We start from the raw sequence: 18,822 nt of genomic DNA, 5'->3' as shown, positions 1-18,822 counted from the left end.
CCTTTGAACGATTGACGAGCCAAGACCATCAATCGGGATGACAGGATTCGAACCTGCGGCCCCTTCGTCCCGAACGAAGTGCGCTACCAAGCTGCGCTACATCCCGTTGAATTCATCGTAGGAGACAACCCACAACGGGCGATGAATCCCTTGCAACACCTAGGGTCAAGCATTGATTCGGTTCTGCCGTGCTCAAACCCGAGTGGTTGCGCGTCAAAGCCCCGCAGCGGGAACGTATCGGTGCAGTCTCCGATCTGCTGCTCGACCTGAATCTCAACACGGTCTGCCAGGAGGCCAGTTGTCCCAACATCGGTGAATGCTTCGCCGGAGGAACCGCCACCTTTCTGATCATGGGGCCCGGCTGCACCCGCGCCTGCCCCTACTGCGATATCGATTTCGACAAGAGCGTTCGGGCGCTGGACCCGACGGAACCCATACGTGTTGGAGAGGCGGTGGCGCGCCTTGGCCTGAAGCATGTGGTGATCACCTCGGTGAACCGCGATGACCTTGAGGACGGCGGAGCCTCCCAGTTCGTGGCCTGCATCGAGCAGGTGAAGCAGCGTTCACCACTGACGACGATCGAGCTGCTGATTCCTGACTTCTGCGGCAACTGGGAGGCCCTGACCACCGTGATGGACGCCGCCCCCCATGTGCTTAACCACAACATCGAAACGGTGCCGCGCCTGTATCGGCTGGCACGGCCCCAAGGCATCTACAAGCGATCCCTGGAGCTGCTGCATCGGGTCCGTCAGGGCTGGCCGAAGGCTTACAGCAAATCAGGACTGATGGTGGGGCTCGGCGAAACCGACGAGGAGGTGATCGAGGTGCTGCACGATCTGCGCGCCCATCAGGTGGACATCGTGACCATCGGTCAGTACCTCTCCCCTGGCCCGAAGCACCTGGCCGTGGATCGTTTCGTCACACCCGGACAATTCGACCACTACCGCCACATCGGCGAACAAGACCTGAACTTCCTGCAGGTGGTGAGCACTCCCCTAACCCGCAGCAGTTATCACGCCGGCGAGGTGCAACGACTCATGGCCAGCCATCCCCGCTGACAGGGATCCATTCCTGCAACGTCCAGCTCACCAGCTCGGACTGAATCATCGGGTCCTGCTCCACCCACGCCAGCGCCTCGGCGTAGGAATCCGCCTCGAAGATCAGCAGGCCACCGCCACCAGGCCGATGCTCTGCATCCACCAGGTATCCGCTGCGGATCTTCCGTCCCGCAGCAACCTGCTGCTCGACCCAGGCCCGGTGCGCCTCGAGACATGGGCGCCGCTGGGCCATGGGCAGAGAAGCCGTTTCAGATGTGAACGTTTCGTGCTTGACGAACCAGGCCACCAGATCAGTGCAGAACCGTTGAGGCGGACCGGATCAGGCAGCAACCGCCAGCTTTTCGGTGAGGCCCATGGCCTCCCGTTCGCTCGGGGGAACCAGCAGTTTGAAGCGTCCCTTCGCCGCGGCCCAGTCAGCCAGCAAAGCCGATGCCTTGCTACTGCCTGTCGCCGCCAGATGGGATTCGAGCAGACCTTTGAGCAGGGCTTCCTGCTCAGCCGTGGTGATGCAGCAGACCTCGACGATCTCTGGATTCACGCGCGGCTGCACGCGATCGCCTTCATCCAGCAGGAAGGTGACACCACCCGTCATGCCGGCGCCGATATTGCGACCCGTACTGCCCAGAACCACCACCACACCACCGGTCATGTATTCGCAGCAATGGTCGCCGGCACCTTCAACAACAGCCCTGGCGCCGCTGTTGCGGACACCGAAGCGTTCACCGGCACGGCCAAGGGCGAAGAGCTCACCTCCGGTCGCGCCATAAAGGCAGGTGTTGCCCAGAATTACCTGCTCGCCGGGATCAACGCACTGATCCGATGGCACAACGCTGATGCGACCGCTGTTCATGCCTTTACCGACGTAGTCGTTGGCCTCGCCTTCGAGTCGCACATTCATTCCCTGGACCAGGAATGCACCGAAGCTCTGTCCTGCCGCACCGAGGAAGGTGAGATCCAGCTGTCCGGCAAATCCACGATTGCCGTGACGCTGCGCGATCTCTCCGGCAAGCCGGGCACAGACACTGCGGTCGGTGTTGATGATCTCGATCGTGCGGCTGTGGCGGCCATGGGTGTCAACCGCATGGATCAGCTCGGCATCCGCCAGCAGCCCGTCCTCAAGGATCGGCCCATTGCTATGGGCATCGGCAGCGTGACGCAGCCAGGAACGATCCTCGGCCCCCTCGATCGGCGCCAGCAGACTCGACAGATCAACACATCTGGTTTTGGCCAGCTCGACGCTGCGGGGCTGCAGCAGCTCGCTGCGACCGATGAGATCCTCCAGTCGAGCCACCCCCAGCAGGCTGAGCAGCTGGCGCACTTCCTCAGCGATGTACCAGAAAAAATTCACCACGTGGTCGGGGACTCCGGTGAAGCGCTTGCGCAACGCTTCCTTCTGGGTCGCCACCCCAACTGGGCAATTGTTGGTGTGGCAAACGCGGGCCATGATGCAACCCTCGGCGATCATCGCGACGGAACCGAACCCGTATTCCTCGGCGCCGAGCAAAGCGGCGATGACCACGTCCCAGCCCGTCTTGAGGCCGCCATCAGCGCGCAGCAGCACCCGGTTCCGCAGCCCGTTCTCCACCAGGCTGCGGTGCACTTCCGTCAGCCCCAGCTCCCAGGGACTGCCGGCATGCTTGATCGAACTCAGCGGAGACGCACCGGTACCGCCGTCATGACCGGAGATCTGGATCACATCGGCATTGGCCTTGGCGACACCGGCAGCGATCGTGCCGATCCCGATCTCGGCCACCAGCTTCACACTCACAGGAGCCTTGGGATGCACCTGGTGCAGATCGTGGATCAATTGCGCCAGATCCTCGATGGAATAGATGTCGTGATGAGGCGGAGGCGAAATCAGCGCCACGCCGGGCTTGCTGTTGCGAAGCCAGGCGATGTACTCATCCACCTTCGGCCCCGGCAGCTGCCCGCCCTCTCCAGGCTTGGCCCCCTGGGCCACCTTGATCTCCAGCTGTCTGCCGCTGCGCAAGTACTCGGCTGTGACGCCGAAGCGTCCCGACGCCACCTGCTTGATCGCTGAACAGGCCGTATCTCCATTGCGGAGGCCGCCGATGCTGGGGAATGACGATGAACGCCCATCGGCATCGACATCGTCCAGGGTCTGGAATCGTGCGGGATCCTCACCGCCCTCGCCGCTGTTGCTCTTGCCGCCGATGCGATTCATCGCCACCGCCAGCACCTCATGGGCTTCCCTCGACAGGGCCCCGAGGCTCATGCCACCGGTGCAGAAGCGCCGGCAGAGGCTCTCGACGGACTCCACCTGATCCAGCGGCAGTGGGGAGGCGGCAAGCTTGAACTCCAACAGGTCCCGCAGGGCGGTGACCGGCCGGTTCTTCAACAGAATTTTGTAGGTGGAGAAGTGGTCGTAACCGGGGCCGGATTTGACAGCCGCATGCAGGGCCTTGGCCATCTCCGGGCTGTTGAGATGGAACTCGCCACCGGTGCGGTACTGCACAAATCCCATGAACTCGAGTTTGCTGCGGTTCAACTCGGGGAAAGCCTTGGCATGCAGGGTGAGGGTCTCGTTGGCAAGCTCAACCAGGGTCATACCCGCCACACGGCTGGTGGTTCCGGTAAAGGCGATGTCGATGACATCCGCACCCAGACCGATCGCTTCGAAGATCTGGGCTCCGTGATAGCTGGCGAGCAGAGAGATGCCGATCTTCGAAAGAATCTTGCGCAGTCCGTTCTCCAATGAGAGGCGCACATTCGCCTGGACCTTGTCTGCGTCTAGCTGCGGCAGCTTGCCCTGCTCGATCCGCTTCTGGGTCTTGGGATGGGACAACCAGTGCCGAGTGGTTTCCCAGGTGAGCCAGGGGCAGACAGCGCTGGCGCCGTAGCCAATCAGGCAGGCGACATGGTGGGTGCTCCAGCACTGGGCGGTCTCGAGGACGAGTGAACAGTGCAGCCGCAGTCTCTGACGCAGCAGATGGTGATGAACAGCGCCCACCGACAGCAACGCCGGCATCGCCACGGTGGTGGCATTCAAGTCCGATGGCTGACCGGCCTGATCGACGCGATCGGAGAGCACCAGCACCTGAACACCGTTGCGCACCGCCTGCTCCGCCATGTCGCACAGCGCTTGAAGGGCTGACTGCAGGCCCCCCGCGCAGGCTTCGACAGCAACCTGTGTGGACAGCGTTCGCACGGGCAGACCCTGCTGGCGGATCGCCGCCAGCTCGGCCTCATTCATCACCGGGCTGTCCAGATGGATCAAGGCCGCAGCTGCCGCCTGCGGCTTCAGGGCAGGGCGGCGCTCTCCCAGATGCATCTCCAGGCTCATCACCAGCTTCTCCCGCAAGGGATCGATGGGCGGGTTGGTGACCTGAGCGAAGCGCTGCTTGAAGTAGTCGTAGAGGAGATGCGGACGATCCGAAAGAACCGCCAGGGGGATGTCATCCCCCATGCAGTAGGTGGGCTCCTTGCCAAGCCCAGCCATGTCCTCGATCACAAGATCGAGGTCCTCGGCCGTGAATCCCATGGCGGTCTGCAGCCTGAGCAGATCGAATTCGCTGAGGGCACACTCCTGATTCCAGGGTTGCGCCGCCACGGAACGTCGATGCTGCGCAAGCCAGTCGCTGTAAGGAAAGCGCGCGGCGGCATCCTCTTTGACCGCCCAGTTATCGAGCAGCTGACCACTCTCCAGATCGACAGCCAACATCTGCCCAGGTCCAAGCCGGCCTTTGCGGACAACGGTCTTCCCGCTGAGATCAACGACGCCCGTCTCAGAGCCCATGATCACGAAGCCGTCAGACGTGGCACACCAGCGAGCCGGACGCAGTCCATTGCGATCGAGCGTGGCTCCGACACGCTTGCCATCGGCGAAGACCAGGAGCGCAGGACCGTCCCAGGGTTCCTGGATACCGGCGTTGAACTCGTACATCGCCGTCACATCAGGGCGATTGTCAAGTTCGGGCTGGTTGCGAAATGCCTCAGGCACCAGGGTGATCAGGCTGTCGGTGATCGATCGACCACTCCTCACCATCAATTCCAGGGTGGCGTCGAGGTTGGCGGAATCGCTGAAGGCTTCGTTGACCACCGGATTGAGATCGCCGGCTGCATCACCCCAGACCTCCTCGAGACTGGCTTCAGACGCCTTCGCCCAGTTGAGATTGCCGAGGAGCGTGTTGATCTCTCCGTTGTGACCGAGCATCCGCATCGGCTGTGCCAGAGGCCATCGGGGCAACGTGTTCGTGCTGAAGCGACGGTGATACACCGCAAAACTCACTTCAAAGCGAGGGTCACGAAGATCGGCGTAGTAGCGGGCGAGCACCTCGGACCGCACCATGCCCTTGTAGACAACCGTGCGACTGCTGAGCGACGCCACGTAGAAGTTCCTGGATGCCTCAAAGCCCCAGGCGTGCCTTGCCCTGGAGCCAATCCTGCGGCGAAGACGCAGCAGCGCAGCTTCGAATGCATCTCCTTCCTGGCCGCCACCGACGAGCCATTGCTCGATGACTGGAGCGGTCTCGCGTGCCAGTGGTCCCAGCACATCGGGATCCACGGGGACCACACGCCAGCCTTCCGACGTCAGACCAAGGCTGCGGGCCTCCTCCTCACAGAACCGGCGGGCTTCATCGCGACGCTCTGCTTCAGCAGGTAGAAAAATCATGCCAAGGCCGCGGGCGGCATTGGCTTCCGGCCAGATGGATTTGAGGTAAGACCAGGGTATTTCGCAGAGCACACCGGCTCCATCTCCGGAGTCGCCATCCCCTCCGCATCCACCGCGGTGCTCCATGCAGCCAAGCCCCCGCAGCGCCTGGCTCAGAACCCAATGGCTGGCTTCGCCTGACAACTGCGCCAGAAACCCGACTCCACAGGCATCCTTCTCACCCGCGACAGACTCCGGTGCGACGGAGTCGCAAAGAGGCCACGATGCAGCAACGGAATGGATGGAGTCGGGCATGAACATCAACCGGACGGACGCATGAGCTGCAGCGTCAGCGCCTGCAGAAATCATCTCTCTTCCCAATCCTAGGCAGGCGGCACTCCCTTATCGACTTTCATCATGCTTCTGATCGCTCAGCTGCCTCCACCGCTGCCCGAGCTTCGTTCCAGCGAGGTGATCAGCGGTGATCGCATGTCGATCGAGGGGCAACGTCTCGATGCATCCTGGGCCTGGCAGGGGCGCAGTTCGTCGCGACCGGATCGCCTCTGGTTGCCACTGAACGTTTTGGAAGCCCGTCTGGGCTTCCGGCGCAGCAGAGCTGGCGGCAATGAGCAGCTGGAGTGGTACGGACAACGCCAGGAACTTCAGTCGTTCCCAGCCAGAACACTCGGGGATGAAGTTGGGCTGGAGGTTGCGTCATGGCTGAACAGCCTCGGCGTGACCCTGCGGCGTCAGAGGGACAATCTCAGCCTGGAGCTGCCGACAGCACGGCTGCAGCAACTGAGGCAGGGCAAAGGCAGCATGGCCGCACGGTTGGTGCTGGACATCGATCAACCGGTCTTCGTGCAGCGCCGTGGCAACGATCTGCTGCTGAATCTGCGCAGTGATCGACGTCAGCAGAACACGCTGCGCAGTCTCGGGCTGATGCCGAGGCAGGTCGGCTCTGTGCTGACGCTGCGCGGACAGGCCACCAACCTTCAAAGCCTGACCCTGGCCGGTCCCTGGCGCGTCGTGCTGGACGGGATCAAGCCGGCGACTGCCTCTGGACGACCCACGCGAAGCCAGGGTTTGGCCCTCTCGGACCCGGCGATCACGGCCCTGATCCGTCGCGGCCTCATCGTCGAACGCCGCACCATCCGTGTTGGCGTGAAACCTCTCGAGATCCTGCGGGCCGGGGGAGATCTGCCACGGCTGGGTCTGAGCCTGACGCCCCTCGCGATGGCAGGCAGCCAGCAGGGCCTGCGTTTCCTGCCCCAGCTCTCACAGCCCGCAGGGGCACTGGTGGCCGTCAATGGTGGATTTTTCAACCGCATCAAACAGCTTCCGCTTGGCGCCTTGCGTCGGAATGGGCTGTGGCTGTCGGGTCCGATCCTGAACCGGGGTGTGATCGCCTGGGGCGCCAACCACCCACTGGCTTTCGGACGTCTGCGACTGGATCAGGCACTCCAGGTCGACAACGGTCGCCGCTGGGGGCTCGGGTTCCTCAACAGCGGCTACGTCCAGAAAGGTCTGAGCCGCTACACATCGGCCTGGGGCCCGTTCTATCGCTCACTCAGCGGCCGGGAACAGGCGATCCTGATTCGCGCAGGCCGCGTGATCGCTCAGTACGACAACAATCAGCTCAGCCGTGGGGTTCCATTACCTCAGGGATCAGATCTCGTTGTTGCCCGTGGCGGAGCACCCTTGCCGGCAGGGACAGGAGAACGGGCAAGGGTGGAGATGCGCTCGAGCAACAAGCTCGGCGAGATGCCGAATGTGCTCGGCGGCGGACCCCTTCTGATCCAAGGCGGGCAGGTTGTTCTCAACGGTCGAGCCGAAGGATTCAGCCCTGGCTTCCTGAGCCAGACAGCACCACGCACCGTGATCGGCCAGGGGAAAGGGGGAATCTGGATGCTGGCCATCCGAGGCGTTGGCAGCAGTCCCACCCTGCTTGAGACAAGCCTCGCCATGCAGCAACTCGGCATGCGTGATGCTCTCAACCTCGACGGTGGAAGCTCGACGACCCTCGTCGCGGCGGGCCGCTCGTTGATCAACGGAAGTGGCAGCCCGCCCAGGATCCACAACGGGCTGGGACTGGTGCCGCAGAGAGCCCTGCCATTGTGGTGAACGGTCCCTGCAGAATCTGATGGCTGCCAATCTGCGTCTGACCGCAAGCGCAGCGGCGGAGTTGGCTCGTCAGGCTGCCGTGGCCGGCACGCCTGGCCAGATGCATCTGGATCTGACTCCGGGGGACTGTGCTGAGCACGTGATTCGCATCCGACCCGGGCATCTGGCCGGCATCGCCATCGCGAGGGCTGACGGTGTCACGCTGCATGCTCCTGAAAATCAGCTGGGTCAGCTGCAGGGCCTCTGCCTCGACTACCGCGGCGATCTCAGCGGCGGTGGCTTTCTGATCCGAAGTGGAGCTGGGATCGAACCCTGTGCCTGCGGAAGCGCCTTCAGTCGAACCTGAGGGGTCAGCGACCCAGTAAAGTGACGGATTGTCGAATCTGGTCGGGGCGTCCGACCGCTTACCGACCCTCGATGCCAACCATCCAACAGCTGATCCGCTCGGAGCGCTCACGCCTCAAGGCCAAGACCAAGTCCCCTGCCCTGAAGGCCTGTCCGGAGCGACGCGGTGTTTGCACCCGCGTTTACACCTCCACGCCGAAGAAACCCAACTCGGCGTTGCGCAAAGTGGCTCGTGTGCGACTCACCTCCGGCTTCGAGGTCACCGCATACATCGGCGGCATCGGCCACAACCTGCAGGAACACTCCGTCGTGCTGATCCGTGGTGGACGTGTCAAGGATCTTCCCGGCGTTCGATATCACATCATTCGCGGCACCCTGGACACCGCTGGCGTCAAGGACCGTCGTCAGTCCCGCTCCAAATACGGTGCCAAAGCTCCGAAGGAGTAATTTCCGCAGCCAATAAGACCTTCACCATCCATTCCGCTCACAAAGACCTGACCCTCCATGTCCCGCCGCAACGCCGCTGAAAAACGCCCGGTTCTGCCCGATCCCCAGTTCAACAGCCGACTCGCCACGATGATGGTGGCCCGGTTGATGAAGCACGGAAAGAAATCCACGGCCCAGCGGATCCTTTCGGATGCCTTCGGACTGATCAACGAGCGCACGGGAGGTGATCCTCTCGAGCTGTTTGAAACCGCCGTCAAAAACGCCACACCCCTCGTCGAGGTGCGCGCCCGCCGTGTGGGTGGCGCGACTTATCAGGTTCCGATGGAAGTGCGTCAGGAACGCGGCACCGCCATGGCACTGCGCTGGCTCGTCAGTTTCTCCCGCTCACGCAACGGTCGCAGCATGGCTCACAAGCTCGCTGGTGAACTGATGGATGCCGCCAACGAGTCCGGCAGCGCTGTCCGCAAGCGCGAGGAAACGCACAAGATGGCCGAAGCCAACAAGGCGTTCGCCCATTACCGCTATTAGAGATCGAATACCAGCGCGACACGTCTGAAAGACACGTCTGGCCTGTAGAGTCTCACCCGCCTTTTAACGCCCCACCCCGGAGATTTTCCTGTGGACCGCGCCTTTCCCCTGGAACGCGTCAGAAATATCGGAATCGCCGCTCATATCGATGCCGGCAAAACCACCACGACCGAACGGATTCTGTTCTACTCGGGCGTGGTTCACAAGATCGGTGAAGTCCACGACGGTGCGGCTGTAACCGACTGGATGGCCCAGGAACGCGAGCGCGGCATCACCATCACTGCTGCGGCCATTTCCACGAGCTGGGAAGACCATCGGATCAACATCATTGATACCCCCGGTCACGTGGACTTCACCATCGAGGTGGAGCGTTCCATGCGTGTGCTCGACGGCGTAATTGCTGTGTTCTGCGCTGTGGGTGGTGTGCAGCCTCAGTCGGAGACCGTCTGGCGTCAGGCCGATCGGTACTCAGTGCCGCGCATGGTGTTCGTCAACAAGATGGACCGCACCGGAGCCGATTTCCTCAAGGTTCACGAGCAGATCACCAGTCGTCTCAAGGCCAACGCCGTACCGATCCAGCTCCCCATTGGAGCAGAGGGTGAACTCAGCGGCATCATCGATCTCGTCGGCAACAAGGCCTACATCTATAAAAATGATCTCGGCACGGATATCGAGGAAACCGATATCCCAGCAGACATGGCAGATGAAGCGGCCGAATGGCGCGGCAAGTTGATGGAGGCTGTCGCAGAAACCGACGAGGAGCTGATTGAAAAGTTTCTCGAGTGTGGTGAACTCTCTGTGCAGGAGCTCAAGGACGGGATCCGTGAAGGCGTTCTCAAGCACGGCCTTGTTCCCATGCTCTGCGGCTCAGCCTTCAAGAACAAAGGTGTTCAACTGGTTCTTGATGCGGTGATTGACTACCTGCCGGCGCCCGTTGATGTTCCCCCGATTCAGGGTGTTCTGCCGAATGGCAAGGAAGCGGTCCGCCCCTCCGACGACAGCGCTCCTTTCAGTGCACTGGCGTTCAAGGTGATGGCTGACCCCTACGGAAAACTCACCTTCGTCCGCATGTACTCGGGTGTGCTCGAAAAAGGCAGCTACGTCCTCAACTCCACCAAGGATGCCAAGGAGCGCATTTCCCGTCTTGTGGTGCTCAAGGCCGATGATCGCGAGGAAGTCGATGCCCTGCGCGCCGGAGATCTCGGAGCCGTACTGGGTCTGAAGAACACCACCACAGGTGACACGCTCTGCACACCGGACGACCCGATCGTCCTCGAGACCCTGTTCGTTCCGGAGCCGGTGATCTCTGTGGCTGTGGAGCCAAAGACCAAAGGGGACATGGAGAAACTCTCCAAAGCCCTGGTGTCTCTAGCTGAAGAGGATCCCACATTCCGGGTGCGCACCGACCAAGAGACCGGCCAGACCGTGATTGCCGGCATGGGGGAACTTCACCTCGAAATCCTCGTGGACCGAATGCTCCGAGAGTTCAAGGTGGAAGCCAACATCGGCGCACCTCAGGTGTCCTACAGGGAAACCATCCGTGGTTCCGCCGGTGGTGAAGGAAAATTCTCCCGTCAGACGGGAGGCAAGGGCCAGTACGGCCACGTGGTCATCGAGATGGAGCCCGGTGAACCGGGCTCAGGTTTCGAATTCGTCAACAAAATCGTTGGCGGTGTTGTTCCGAAGGAATACATCAAGCCTGCTGAACAGGGCATGAAGGAGACCTGCGAATCCGGCGTGATCGCTGGGTTCCCTCTCATCGATGTCAAGTGCACGATGGTTGATGGCTCCTACCACGATGTGGACTCCTCGGAGATGGCGTTCAAGATCGCTGGCTCCATGGCCTTCAAGGACGGCGTCAAGAAGTGCAATCCAGTGCTGCTCGAGCCGATGATGAAAGTCGAAGTCGAGGTCCCCGAGGATTTCCTCGGTTCGATCATCGGCGACCTGTCGTCCCGACGGGGACAGGTTGAGGGGCAGTCTGTTGAAGACGGCACCTCAAAAATCTCAGCCAAGGTGCCCCTGGCTGAGATGTTCGGTTACGCCACCGAGCTCCGTTCCATGACCCAGGGCCGGGGCATTTTCTCAATGGAATTCGACAACTACGCCGAAGTTCCTCGCAATGTGGCTGAAGCCATCATCTCCAAGAATCAGGGCAATTCCTGATCTCTAAACTCTTCCAAATTTCACCCTCGATTCTTTAACCACCAATGGCACGCGAGAAGTTCGAAAGGAACAAGCCCCACGTCAACATCGGCACAATCGGTCACGTTGACCACGGCAAAACCACCCTCACCGCCGCGATCACCAACGTGCTCGCCAAGAAAGGTCAGGCCCAGGCCCAGGATTACGGCGACATCGACGGTGCTCCCGAGGAGCGCGAGCGCGGGATCACCATCAACACGGCCCACGTTGAATACGAGACCGATAACCGTCACTATGCCCACGTGGACTGCCCCGGCCACGCGGACTACGTGAAAAACATGATCACCGGTGCCGCCCAGATGGACGGAGCCATCCTGGTCTGCGCAGCCACCGACGGACCGATGGCCCAGACCAAGGAGCATATCCTGCTGGCCAAGCAGGTCGGCGTTCCCGCCCTGGTTGTCGCACTGAACAAGTGCGACATGGTGGACGACGAGGAGATCATCGAATTGGTGGAGATGGAGGTGCGTGAGCTGCTCGACAGCTACGACTTCCCTGGCGATGAGATCCCCGTGGTTCAGGTCTCCGGCCTCAAGGCGCTGGAAGGTGAGGCCGCCTGGGAAGCGAAGATCGAAGAGTTGATGGCTGCTGTCGACTCCAACATCCCCGAGCCTGAGCGCGAGGTCGACAAGCCTTTCCTCATGGCCGTCGAGGATGTCTTCTCCATCACCGGACGCGGCACAGTGGCCACCGGCCGAATCGAGCGCGGCATCGTCAAAGTTGGCGAGGAGATCGAAATCGTCGGCATCAAGGACACCCGCAAAACCACCGTCACCGGTGTGGAAATGTTCCGCAAGCTGCTCGACGAGGGCATGGCTGGCGACAACGTTGGTCTGCTGCTGCGCGGCATCCAGAAGGAAGAGATCGAGCGTGGCATGGTCCTGGTGAAGCCAGGCTCCATCACCCCACACACCAAGTTCGAAGGTGAGGTGTACGTGCTCAAGAAGGAGGAAGGCGGACGTCACACCCCCTTCTTCGCCGGCTATCGGCCGCAGTTCTACATCCGCACGACGGATGTGACCGGCCAGATCACCGCCTTCACCGCCGACGATGGCTCCTCAGTGGAAATGGTGATGCCCGGAGACCGCATCAAGATGTCCGGCGAATTGATCTGCCCCGTCGCCATCGAGCAGGGCATGCGTTTTGCCATCCGTGAGGGCGGTCGCACCATCGGTGCCGGCGTGGTGACCAAAATCGTCGAATGATCCCCCGAACGTGATCGTTCAAGGGATGGTGCGGGCTGCGGCCACACCATCCCTTAAATTTCTTTCAGAACCTCGACAACCGTTTCCGCGCCCTTCAGGGCCTGAACCTGCATCCCCATGTCCACTGCAATCGCTCAGCAGAAAATCCGCATTCGCCTCAAGGCGTTTGATCGCCGCATGCTGGATCTTTCCTGCGAAAAAATCATCGAAACGGCCGACAACACCGCTGCAACGGCGATCGGTCCGATCCCCCTCCCCACGAAACGCAAGATCTACTGCGTTCTGCGCTCACCCCACGTGGACAAGGACTCCAGGGAGCACTTTGAAACCCGGACCCACCGTCGCATCATCGATATCTACAGCCCGTCGGCGAAAACCATCGACGCACTGATGAAGCTGGATCTCCCAAGTGGTGTGGACATCGAGGTGAAGCTTTGATCCCGTCGGAACACGTTCTGCGTTCCTAGGATCTAAGCAATAGTCCTGGCAGGCGTCCGTGATCGATTACTCCGTCAGGGAATTGCCTCTCTTTCCCCTGCCGGACGTCGTTCTTTTCCCGCAACAACTCCTGCCGCTTCACATCTTTGAATCGCGTTATCGGATGATGCTCCAGACGGTTCTGGAGTCCGACAAACGCTTCGGAGTCGTGCGCGTCGACCCGGAAACCCGTGAAATGGCAGAGATTGGATGCTGTGCTGAAGTCCTGCAGCACCAAACCACCGAAGACGGGCGCAGTTACATCGTCACCCTGGGGCAGCAGCGCTTCCGCGTGCTCAATGTCACTCGAGAAGCGCCGTTTCGCAGTGCCATGGTGAGTTGGCTGGAAGACGACCAGGTCAGCCATCACGAGGGCCTCAATGACCTGCGCGACACCGTTCGCGATGTCTTGAAGGATGTGGTCACATTGACCTCAAAACTGCAGGGTCGCGAGGTGACCCTGCCTGAGGATCTCCCTGATCTACCGAGGGAACTGTCCTTCTGGATCGGAGCCCATCTCGATCACAACGCCGCATCTGAACAGCAGGCCCTGCTCGAACTCACCGACACCTTCGAGCGTCTGCAACGCCAGTTCGACATGCTCGACAACACACGTCGTCAACTGGCGGCCCGAACGGTGCTGAAGGACACCTTCGGCAACGTTGATGGCCGGGACGCCAGCGACAGCCGGGATAACTGATGATTCTGGGTGCTGTTCTTGTGGCAGGCGGCCTCCTGGTCGCAGCAGCCTTGCTCTGGTTGCGGCGGGACCGGCGTTATCAGTCGTCCGAGAGCGTTGCGGAGGCCTACGACGCCTGGACCGATGACCGGCTGCTCGAGCGCCTCTGGGGTGAACACGTCCATCTCGGCCACTACGGAAACCCTCCAGGCGCTCGCGATTTTCGCCGCGCCAAGGAAGCATTCGTCCACGAACTGGTTCGCTGGAGCGGTCTGGACCAGCTGCCGGCAGGCTCGACATTGCTTGATGTCGGCTGCGGGATCGGAGGAAGCGCTCGCATCCTGGCTCGCGACTACGGCTTTGATGTCCTGGGCATCAGCATCAGTCCTGCTCAGGTGCAGCGAGCCACGGAGCTCACACCGGACGGACTGACCTGTCGTTTCGCAGTGATGGATGCCCTGGCTCTCGATTGCCAGGACCGGAGCTTCGATGCTGTCTGGAGCGTCGAAGCGGGACCGCACATGCCCGACAAGCAACGCTATGCCGATGAATTGCTCAGGGTGCTGCGCCCAGGAGGGTGTCTCGCCGTTGCGGATTGGAATCGACGCGATCCCAGCGATGGCGCGATGAGTCGCAAGGAGCGTTGGGTGATGCGCCAGCTTCTCAACCAATGGGCCCATCCTGAATTCGCCAGCATCAAGGGGTTTCAAACCAATCTCGACGTCAGCACTTACCACCTGTCGGCTGTCGAGACAGCTGACTGGACCGAGTCCACCCTGCCGTCATGGATCGAATCGATCGCCGAGGGGATCAAGCGACCTGGGGCCGTTCTCGGGCTTGGACCGTTCGCTGTGCTTCAAGGTCTGCGGGAGACGCCTACCCTGCTTCTGATGCATTGGGCGTTCGCATCTGGGTTGATGCAATTCGGTGTGTTCCGACTGAAACGCTGAATCCTCAGGCGTCGTTCAACGTGCTGCTCGGATAAGCACCGAAATGGGCCAGATGCTCACAAATCGGTTTCAGATCCGTCAACAAATCCTGCAGCGCGGACGAGGGCTCCGCGATGAGATCCACATCCACAAAGAAAACGTATTCACCGAGTTCGCGTTTGGAAGGCCGCGATTCAATCCTGCTCATGTTCAGGCTCTGACGCGCCAGACAGCCGAGGGCTTCCAGAAGAGCCCCCGGTGCGTTGCGCCGCAGAGAGAACGCCAGGCTCGCCACGTCCCCGCTGTGACGACGTTCACCGCGTTGCAGCAACAGAAAACGGGTGCGATTGCCAGGCACGTCGTTCACAGGAAACGCCAGCTCGTCAAGGTCATGCTCCGCTCCTGCCTGTCGAGACGCGATTGCGGCTCGGAAGCGGCTTCCAGCCACCATCCTGGCGGCTTCTGCCGTTGACGATGTCGGCAACTGAAGCGCTGCTGGCAGATGGTCCGCCAGCCAGCCACTGCATTGCGCAAGGGCCTGAGGGTGTGACAGCACCTCCGTGATCCCACTCAAAGTTCCATGACTCAGCAGGGCATGGCGAATCGGCAGCACAAGGGCCCGTCGGATGCAGAGTTCACGATGGGTCCAGAGGGCATCAAGGATCGCCGTGACACCCCCTTCAACGGAATTCTCAACAGGAACCACAGCAGCGCTGCAGTCTCCGGACGCCAACTGATCCACAACGGAGCGCAGTCCTTTGCAGGGAACGAACTCAGGTTCTGAGATCCGCTCAAGCTCGATGAGAGCGGCGGCGGCCTGTTCTCCATAGGTCCCCGCCGGACCAAGAAAGGCGATGCGTGTCGGCATCAGAGGTGGGACCTGGACTGGATAGGATCATGCCCCGTCAGGCGATGTCCATGCCTCTGGCTTTCGATGCCAGTCAGCATCTTGATCTGCCTGTGCAGCGGCATGCCGAGCGACTGGCCGACTATCTGAGGCAGGAGGAGAGGCTCCTGGCAGCCCTGCTCGACGAGCGGCAGCTGACGCGGCTGGGGCCTGGTGAATACCGCTACCTCGTCACCAACCTGCAGGTCTTTCAGTTGCAGGTCAAACCGATCGTGTCATTGCAGATCGAGCACGGCGACAGGTCGCTGCTGATGCGTGCTGTGGATTGTGAGCTCGAAGGTCTCGGACTGGTTGATGATTTCCAACTGACGCTCGAAGCCAACCTGAACGCCACCGATCGTGGCCTCGTCGGCGATGCCAACCTGGCGGTGCGCGTCAGTCAGCCGCCGCTGCTCCGGCTGATCCCGAAACGCATGCTGGAAACCACCGGTGAGTCCCTTCTGAGCGGAATCCTGGTCGGCATCAAGGCCCGTGTCGGGCAGCAGCTGATGACCGATTTCCGCCGCTGGTGCCGATCAGCAAGGCCCGATCAGCAGGCGCTTGAGGAAACTACAGCGGTGCAGAGCAGTGGGGCCTGAGGCCAACAGCGCCTGGCGATGAACAACCGTGCCGTAGCCAGCATGACGCTCCAGTCCGTAGCCGGGAAATCGCTGCGACAGGCGCCGAATCAGAGCATCCCTTGCCTGCTTGGCCATCACGCTTGCCGCCGCAATCGCTGCTGAGCGGGAATCCCCTGCCACCAGTGTTTCCTGTGAGCCAGGCCAGAGACGCAAGGGCAAGGAACCGTCGACGAGCACCAGTTCAGGCGGTCGATCCAGTCGCTGCAGGGCTCGCAGCATGGCCAATTCGGTTGCGCAACGGATCCCCTGGCGATCGATTTCACGGGCCGATGCCTGGCCGAGGGCCGCGTCCATGCAGACCTCGTTGATCAGGGGGAGCAACTGCTCGCGCCGCTTGGCACTCAGCTTCTTGCTGTCGGTCAGACCAGCCTTGAGCAGGCGCTCGGCGGAGGGATGGTCCAGCACGACTGCCGCCGCAAACACAGGACCAAAAAGACTCCCCCGTCCCACTTCATCCACACCGGCGACACCAGGGCCTGCCGGCACTCCCTCCATGGACATTGTTTTGATCAGCTGGACACCACCGCTGATGAGCGGCGGCGGCGGCGGCGCGGCTCATCGGGCTCCTCTGGGGGGGTTTGAACCGCCAGGGATGGCTCAGCGCCACTGGCCGAGGGGGCTGGATCGGTCACAGTCGTGTCGGAGTCCACGGGCGTGAGTGGGAGCGGTGTGATTTCCACCATCAACGGCGTGTCCGACTCAGCCTCTTCCACCGTTGCTGCCGAGGACTCAGCCGAGCCAAGACCGGAGGCTCCCTGTCCCGATCCATTGCGGCCAGCACCGCGGCCGCCCCGTCCACGCCGCCGCCGGCGGCCAGCGCTCGCGGCAAGTTGTTGTCTGGCTTCGTCGAGGACGGCCTCGGCATCCTCTCCTGGCCGCACCACCCGAACCATGACGTTGTCCGACTCCGGAGGCGTCTCCAGCAGCAGGGAGGGGTTGAGACCCAGCCAGCCATAGAGCTCCTGCTGCTCTGGTGTCATCGACACCGCCACAAGCTCAGGATCGGAGCGTCGCGAGGGCACGGCCGCCGTGGCCTCCTCCTGCGTGTCGTCAGAGCCGTTGGCCTCGACCGGAGCGACTCCCGTCGATGTGCCGGAAGCGGCGATGACCGGCTCAGCCCCACCACGACCGCGACCACCACGGCGGCGGCGACTGCCATTCGTTGCCTCGGCAGGGGAGAGAACCTCAGCCCGTGCAGACGCCACGGAACGCACCAGCCCCGCAGCCGTCGCCAGCGGCTGCAGCAGATCCTTCCCGGGCAGAACAGCCACATGTCCAAGACCACCACAGCTCGGGCAGGCACGACCGAACAACTCGTAGATGTTCTGTCCCTGGCGTTTGCGCGTGAGTTCAACCAAGCCAAGCTCGGTGAGTTGGGCAATCTGGGGCCGAGCCGCGTCATCTCGAACAGCACTGGTGAAGTGCTCCAGCACCTGCAGCTGATCCCGACGGGAGTCCATATCGATGAAATCGATGATGATCACTCCACCGATGTTGCGAAGCTTCAGCTGGCGAGCGATTTCAATCGCGGCTTCGCAGTTGGTCCAGAGAACTGTTTCCCGGGCATTGGCCGAACGCGTGAACGACCCTGAATTGACATCGATGACCGTTAGAGCCTCAGTGGGCTCGATGATCACGTAGCCGCCGGAAGGCAGATCAACCCTGGGCTTCAGGGCATTGCGGATGGCGTCGTTGATCTTGAAGTGCTCCAGCACTTCGTCGGACTCGTTGTGAGCCTCCACCTGCACATCGGCTCCATCAGGGCCAAGAAAACCTGTAACCCTGGCCGTTGCAGCGGGATCATCAACGATGACCCGGGCCAGATCAGGGCCCATGTGGTCCCTGAGGACCCGATGGATGAAATCCTCATCGCGATTGAGCAGAACCGGAGGAACCGCCGTGTCCGCAGCCTGCTGAATGCCCTCCCACTGGCGCAGCAGTGCTTCGAGATCATCAATCAAAAGATCCTCACTGATCCCGTCCGCTTCCGTACGGATCAGCAGACCGGCAGCGGGAGGCTTAATCAGAACACCGAGAGCCCGGAGCCTGTTGCGCTCAGCCTCCGAAGCAATCCGCCGCGAGATATTCACCCCCTGGCCATGGGGCTGCAGCACCAGGTAGCGACCAGGCAAGGCCAGGTTCCCAGTGAGGCGTGGCCCCTTGGTCCCGGTGGGCTCCTTCATCACCTGAACCAGAACCTTCTGACGAGGCTCGAGGAGTTCCGTGATGCCCGCCGACGCCTTCTTGAGCCGCAGTGGGCCTAGATCCGTGACATGGATAAAGCCGTTTTTTTCGCTTTCACCGATGTTGACGAAGGCGGCGTCGATTCCAGGGAGAACGTTCTCAACGGTCCCGAGATAGACGTCGCCAATCTGATAACGACCCTGGGCAACAATCAGCTCATCGACGCGGTCATCGGAGAGCACCGCTGCGATTCGCAACTGCTCCGCGATGACGATGTGTTGGGGCATGGAATGTCAGGACTGGAGCCCAAATGAGCTCAGATCCGATCGGAGACCTTCCGGCCTTCCGCCTCGGGTGTTGGTTGAACGAACAGAGGTCTTGAGGACCGAAAGAGTGCGGAGTGAAAAACTCCTTTGAAGCCGGGGCTCTGCTGAGATCAGTCAGCCGCACGGTTTTGTCGCAGGTTCCGTTGTTGATTCGGAACGGATGGGAGTTTCAGGAA

At 61.5% G+C, this 18,822-nt stretch carries 16 protein-coding genes and 1 tRNA gene; 11 read left to right on the top strand and 6 right to left on the bottom strand.

Going from position 1 to position 18,822, the window contains the following annotated elements; translation table 11 throughout:
• Nucleotides 1-32 precede the first annotated feature (32 nt).
• Nucleotides 33-106, bottom strand: a tRNA-Pro gene (locus KR100_RS02910).
• A gap of 82 nt (nt 107-188) precedes the next feature.
• On the opposite strand from KR100_RS02910, the gene lipA reads away from it, so the two are divergent.
• Nucleotides 189-1,058, top strand: a complete 870-nt coding sequence (lipA, locus tag KR100_RS02905; protein WP_038543053.1) for a lipoyl synthase — start codon at nt 189-191, stop codon at nt 1,056-1,058.
• Here lipA and KR100_RS02900 read toward each other — a convergent pair.
• Together KR100_RS02900 and gltB are read right to left on the bottom strand one after the other, a co-directional pair.
• A complete protein-coding gene (locus tag KR100_RS02900) occupies nt 1,036-1,344 on the bottom strand; it encodes a YciI family protein (protein WP_038543051.1) in 309 nt (102 codons plus the stop codon). The genes lipA and KR100_RS02900 overlap by 23 nt on opposite strands.
• Nucleotides 1,345-1,377: 33 nt before the next feature.
• Nucleotides 1,378-5,985 carry a glutamate synthase large subunit gene (gene gltB / locus KR100_RS02895; RefSeq protein WP_038547754.1) on the bottom strand — a complete coding sequence of 1,536 codons (4,608 nt, stop codon included), beginning with the start codon at nt 5,983-5,985 and terminating at the stop codon, nt 1,378-1,380.
• A gap of 102 nt (nt 5,986-6,087) precedes the next feature.
• On the opposite strand from gltB, the gene KR100_RS02890 reads away from it, so the two are divergent.
• From KR100_RS02890 to KR100_RS02850, 9 genes are all read left to right on the top strand, one after another.
• Nucleotides 6,088-7,794, top strand: coding sequence for a phosphodiester glycosidase family protein (locus KR100_RS02890; RefSeq protein WP_038543049.1), 1,707 nt, complete (start codon nt 6,088-6,090; stop codon nt 7,792-7,794).
• A gap of 19 nt (nt 7,795-7,813) precedes the next feature.
• A complete protein-coding gene (locus KR100_RS02885; RefSeq protein ID WP_038543048.1) occupies nt 7,814-8,140 on the top strand; it encodes an AIR synthase in 327 nt (108 codons plus the stop codon).
• Between the two features lie 71 nt (nt 8,141-8,211).
• Entirely contained in the window at nt 8,212-8,586 is a 375-nt protein-coding gene (gene rpsL / locus KR100_RS02880; RefSeq protein ID WP_038543046.1) for a 30S ribosomal protein S12, read from the top strand.
• Nucleotides 8,587-8,643: 57 nt separating this feature from the next.
• Nucleotides 8,644-9,114, top strand: coding sequence for a 30S ribosomal protein S7 (rpsG, locus tag KR100_RS02875; RefSeq protein ID WP_038543044.1), 471 nt, complete (start codon nt 8,644-8,646; stop codon nt 9,112-9,114).
• Between the two features lie 90 nt (nt 9,115-9,204).
• Nucleotides 9,205-11,280: an elongation factor G gene (fusA, locus tag KR100_RS02870; RefSeq protein WP_038543042.1), complete on the top strand. Its 2,076-nt coding sequence runs from the start codon at nt 9,205-9,207 to the stop codon at nt 11,278-11,280.
• Between the two features lie 44 nt (nt 11,281-11,324).
• Nucleotides 11,325-12,524, top strand: a complete 1,200-nt coding sequence (gene tuf / locus KR100_RS02865) for an elongation factor Tu (RefSeq protein ID WP_038543040.1) — start codon at nt 11,325-11,327, stop codon at nt 12,522-12,524.
• A gap of 117 nt (nt 12,525-12,641) precedes the next feature.
• Entirely contained in the window at nt 12,642-12,962 is a 321-nt protein-coding gene (rpsJ, locus tag KR100_RS02860; protein WP_011363346.1) for a 30S ribosomal protein S10, read from the top strand.
• 58 nt (nt 12,963-13,020) lie between these two features.
• Nucleotides 13,021-13,701, top strand: a complete 681-nt coding sequence (locus KR100_RS02855) for an LON peptidase substrate-binding domain-containing protein (RefSeq protein WP_038543035.1) — start codon at nt 13,021-13,023, stop codon at nt 13,699-13,701.
• Entirely contained in the window at nt 13,701-14,630 is a 930-nt protein-coding gene (locus tag KR100_RS02850; protein ID WP_051847291.1) for a methyltransferase domain-containing protein, read from the top strand. The genes KR100_RS02855 and KR100_RS02850 overlap by 1 nt, the downstream gene beginning before the upstream one ends.
• Nucleotides 14,631-14,634: 4 nt before the next feature.
• Here the strand turns inward: KR100_RS02850 and pheA are convergent, their stop codons facing one another.
• Nucleotides 14,635-15,477, bottom strand: coding sequence for a prephenate dehydratase (pheA, locus tag KR100_RS02845; protein ID WP_038543033.1), 843 nt, complete (start codon nt 15,475-15,477; stop codon nt 14,635-14,637).
• Nucleotides 15,478-15,527: 50 nt separating this feature from the next.
• On the opposite strand from pheA, the gene KR100_RS02840 reads away from it, so the two are divergent.
• The gene (locus tag KR100_RS02840; protein WP_071839975.1) at nt 15,528-16,094 is read left to right on the top strand and encodes a DUF1997 domain-containing protein; all 567 of its coding nucleotides are present in this window, start codon (nt 15,528-15,530) and stop codon (nt 16,092-16,094) included.
• On the opposite strand, the gene KR100_RS02835 is transcribed toward KR100_RS02840, so the two are convergent.
• Complete coding sequence (locus tag KR100_RS02835; RefSeq protein WP_239420390.1) at nt 16,032-16,637, bottom strand: ribonuclease HII; 606 nt, start codon at nt 16,635-16,637, stop codon at nt 16,032-16,034. The two genes, KR100_RS02840 and KR100_RS02835, sit on opposite strands and share 63 nt — an antisense overlap.
• Before the next feature lie 8 nt (nt 16,638-16,645).
• On the bottom strand, nt 16,646-18,607 hold the full coding sequence (locus KR100_RS02830) for an Rne/Rng family ribonuclease (protein WP_038543025.1): 1,962 nt from the start codon (nt 18,605-18,607) through the stop codon (nt 16,646-16,648).
• Nucleotides 18,608-18,822 lie beyond the last annotated feature (215 nt).

The sequence above is a fragment of the Synechococcus sp. KORDI-100 genome (assembly GCF_000737535.1).
Taxonomy (GTDB): domain Bacteria; phylum Cyanobacteriota; class Cyanobacteriia; order PCC-6307; family Cyanobiaceae; genus Parasynechococcus.
This window is presented reverse-complemented; position numbering and strand designations above follow the sequence as displayed.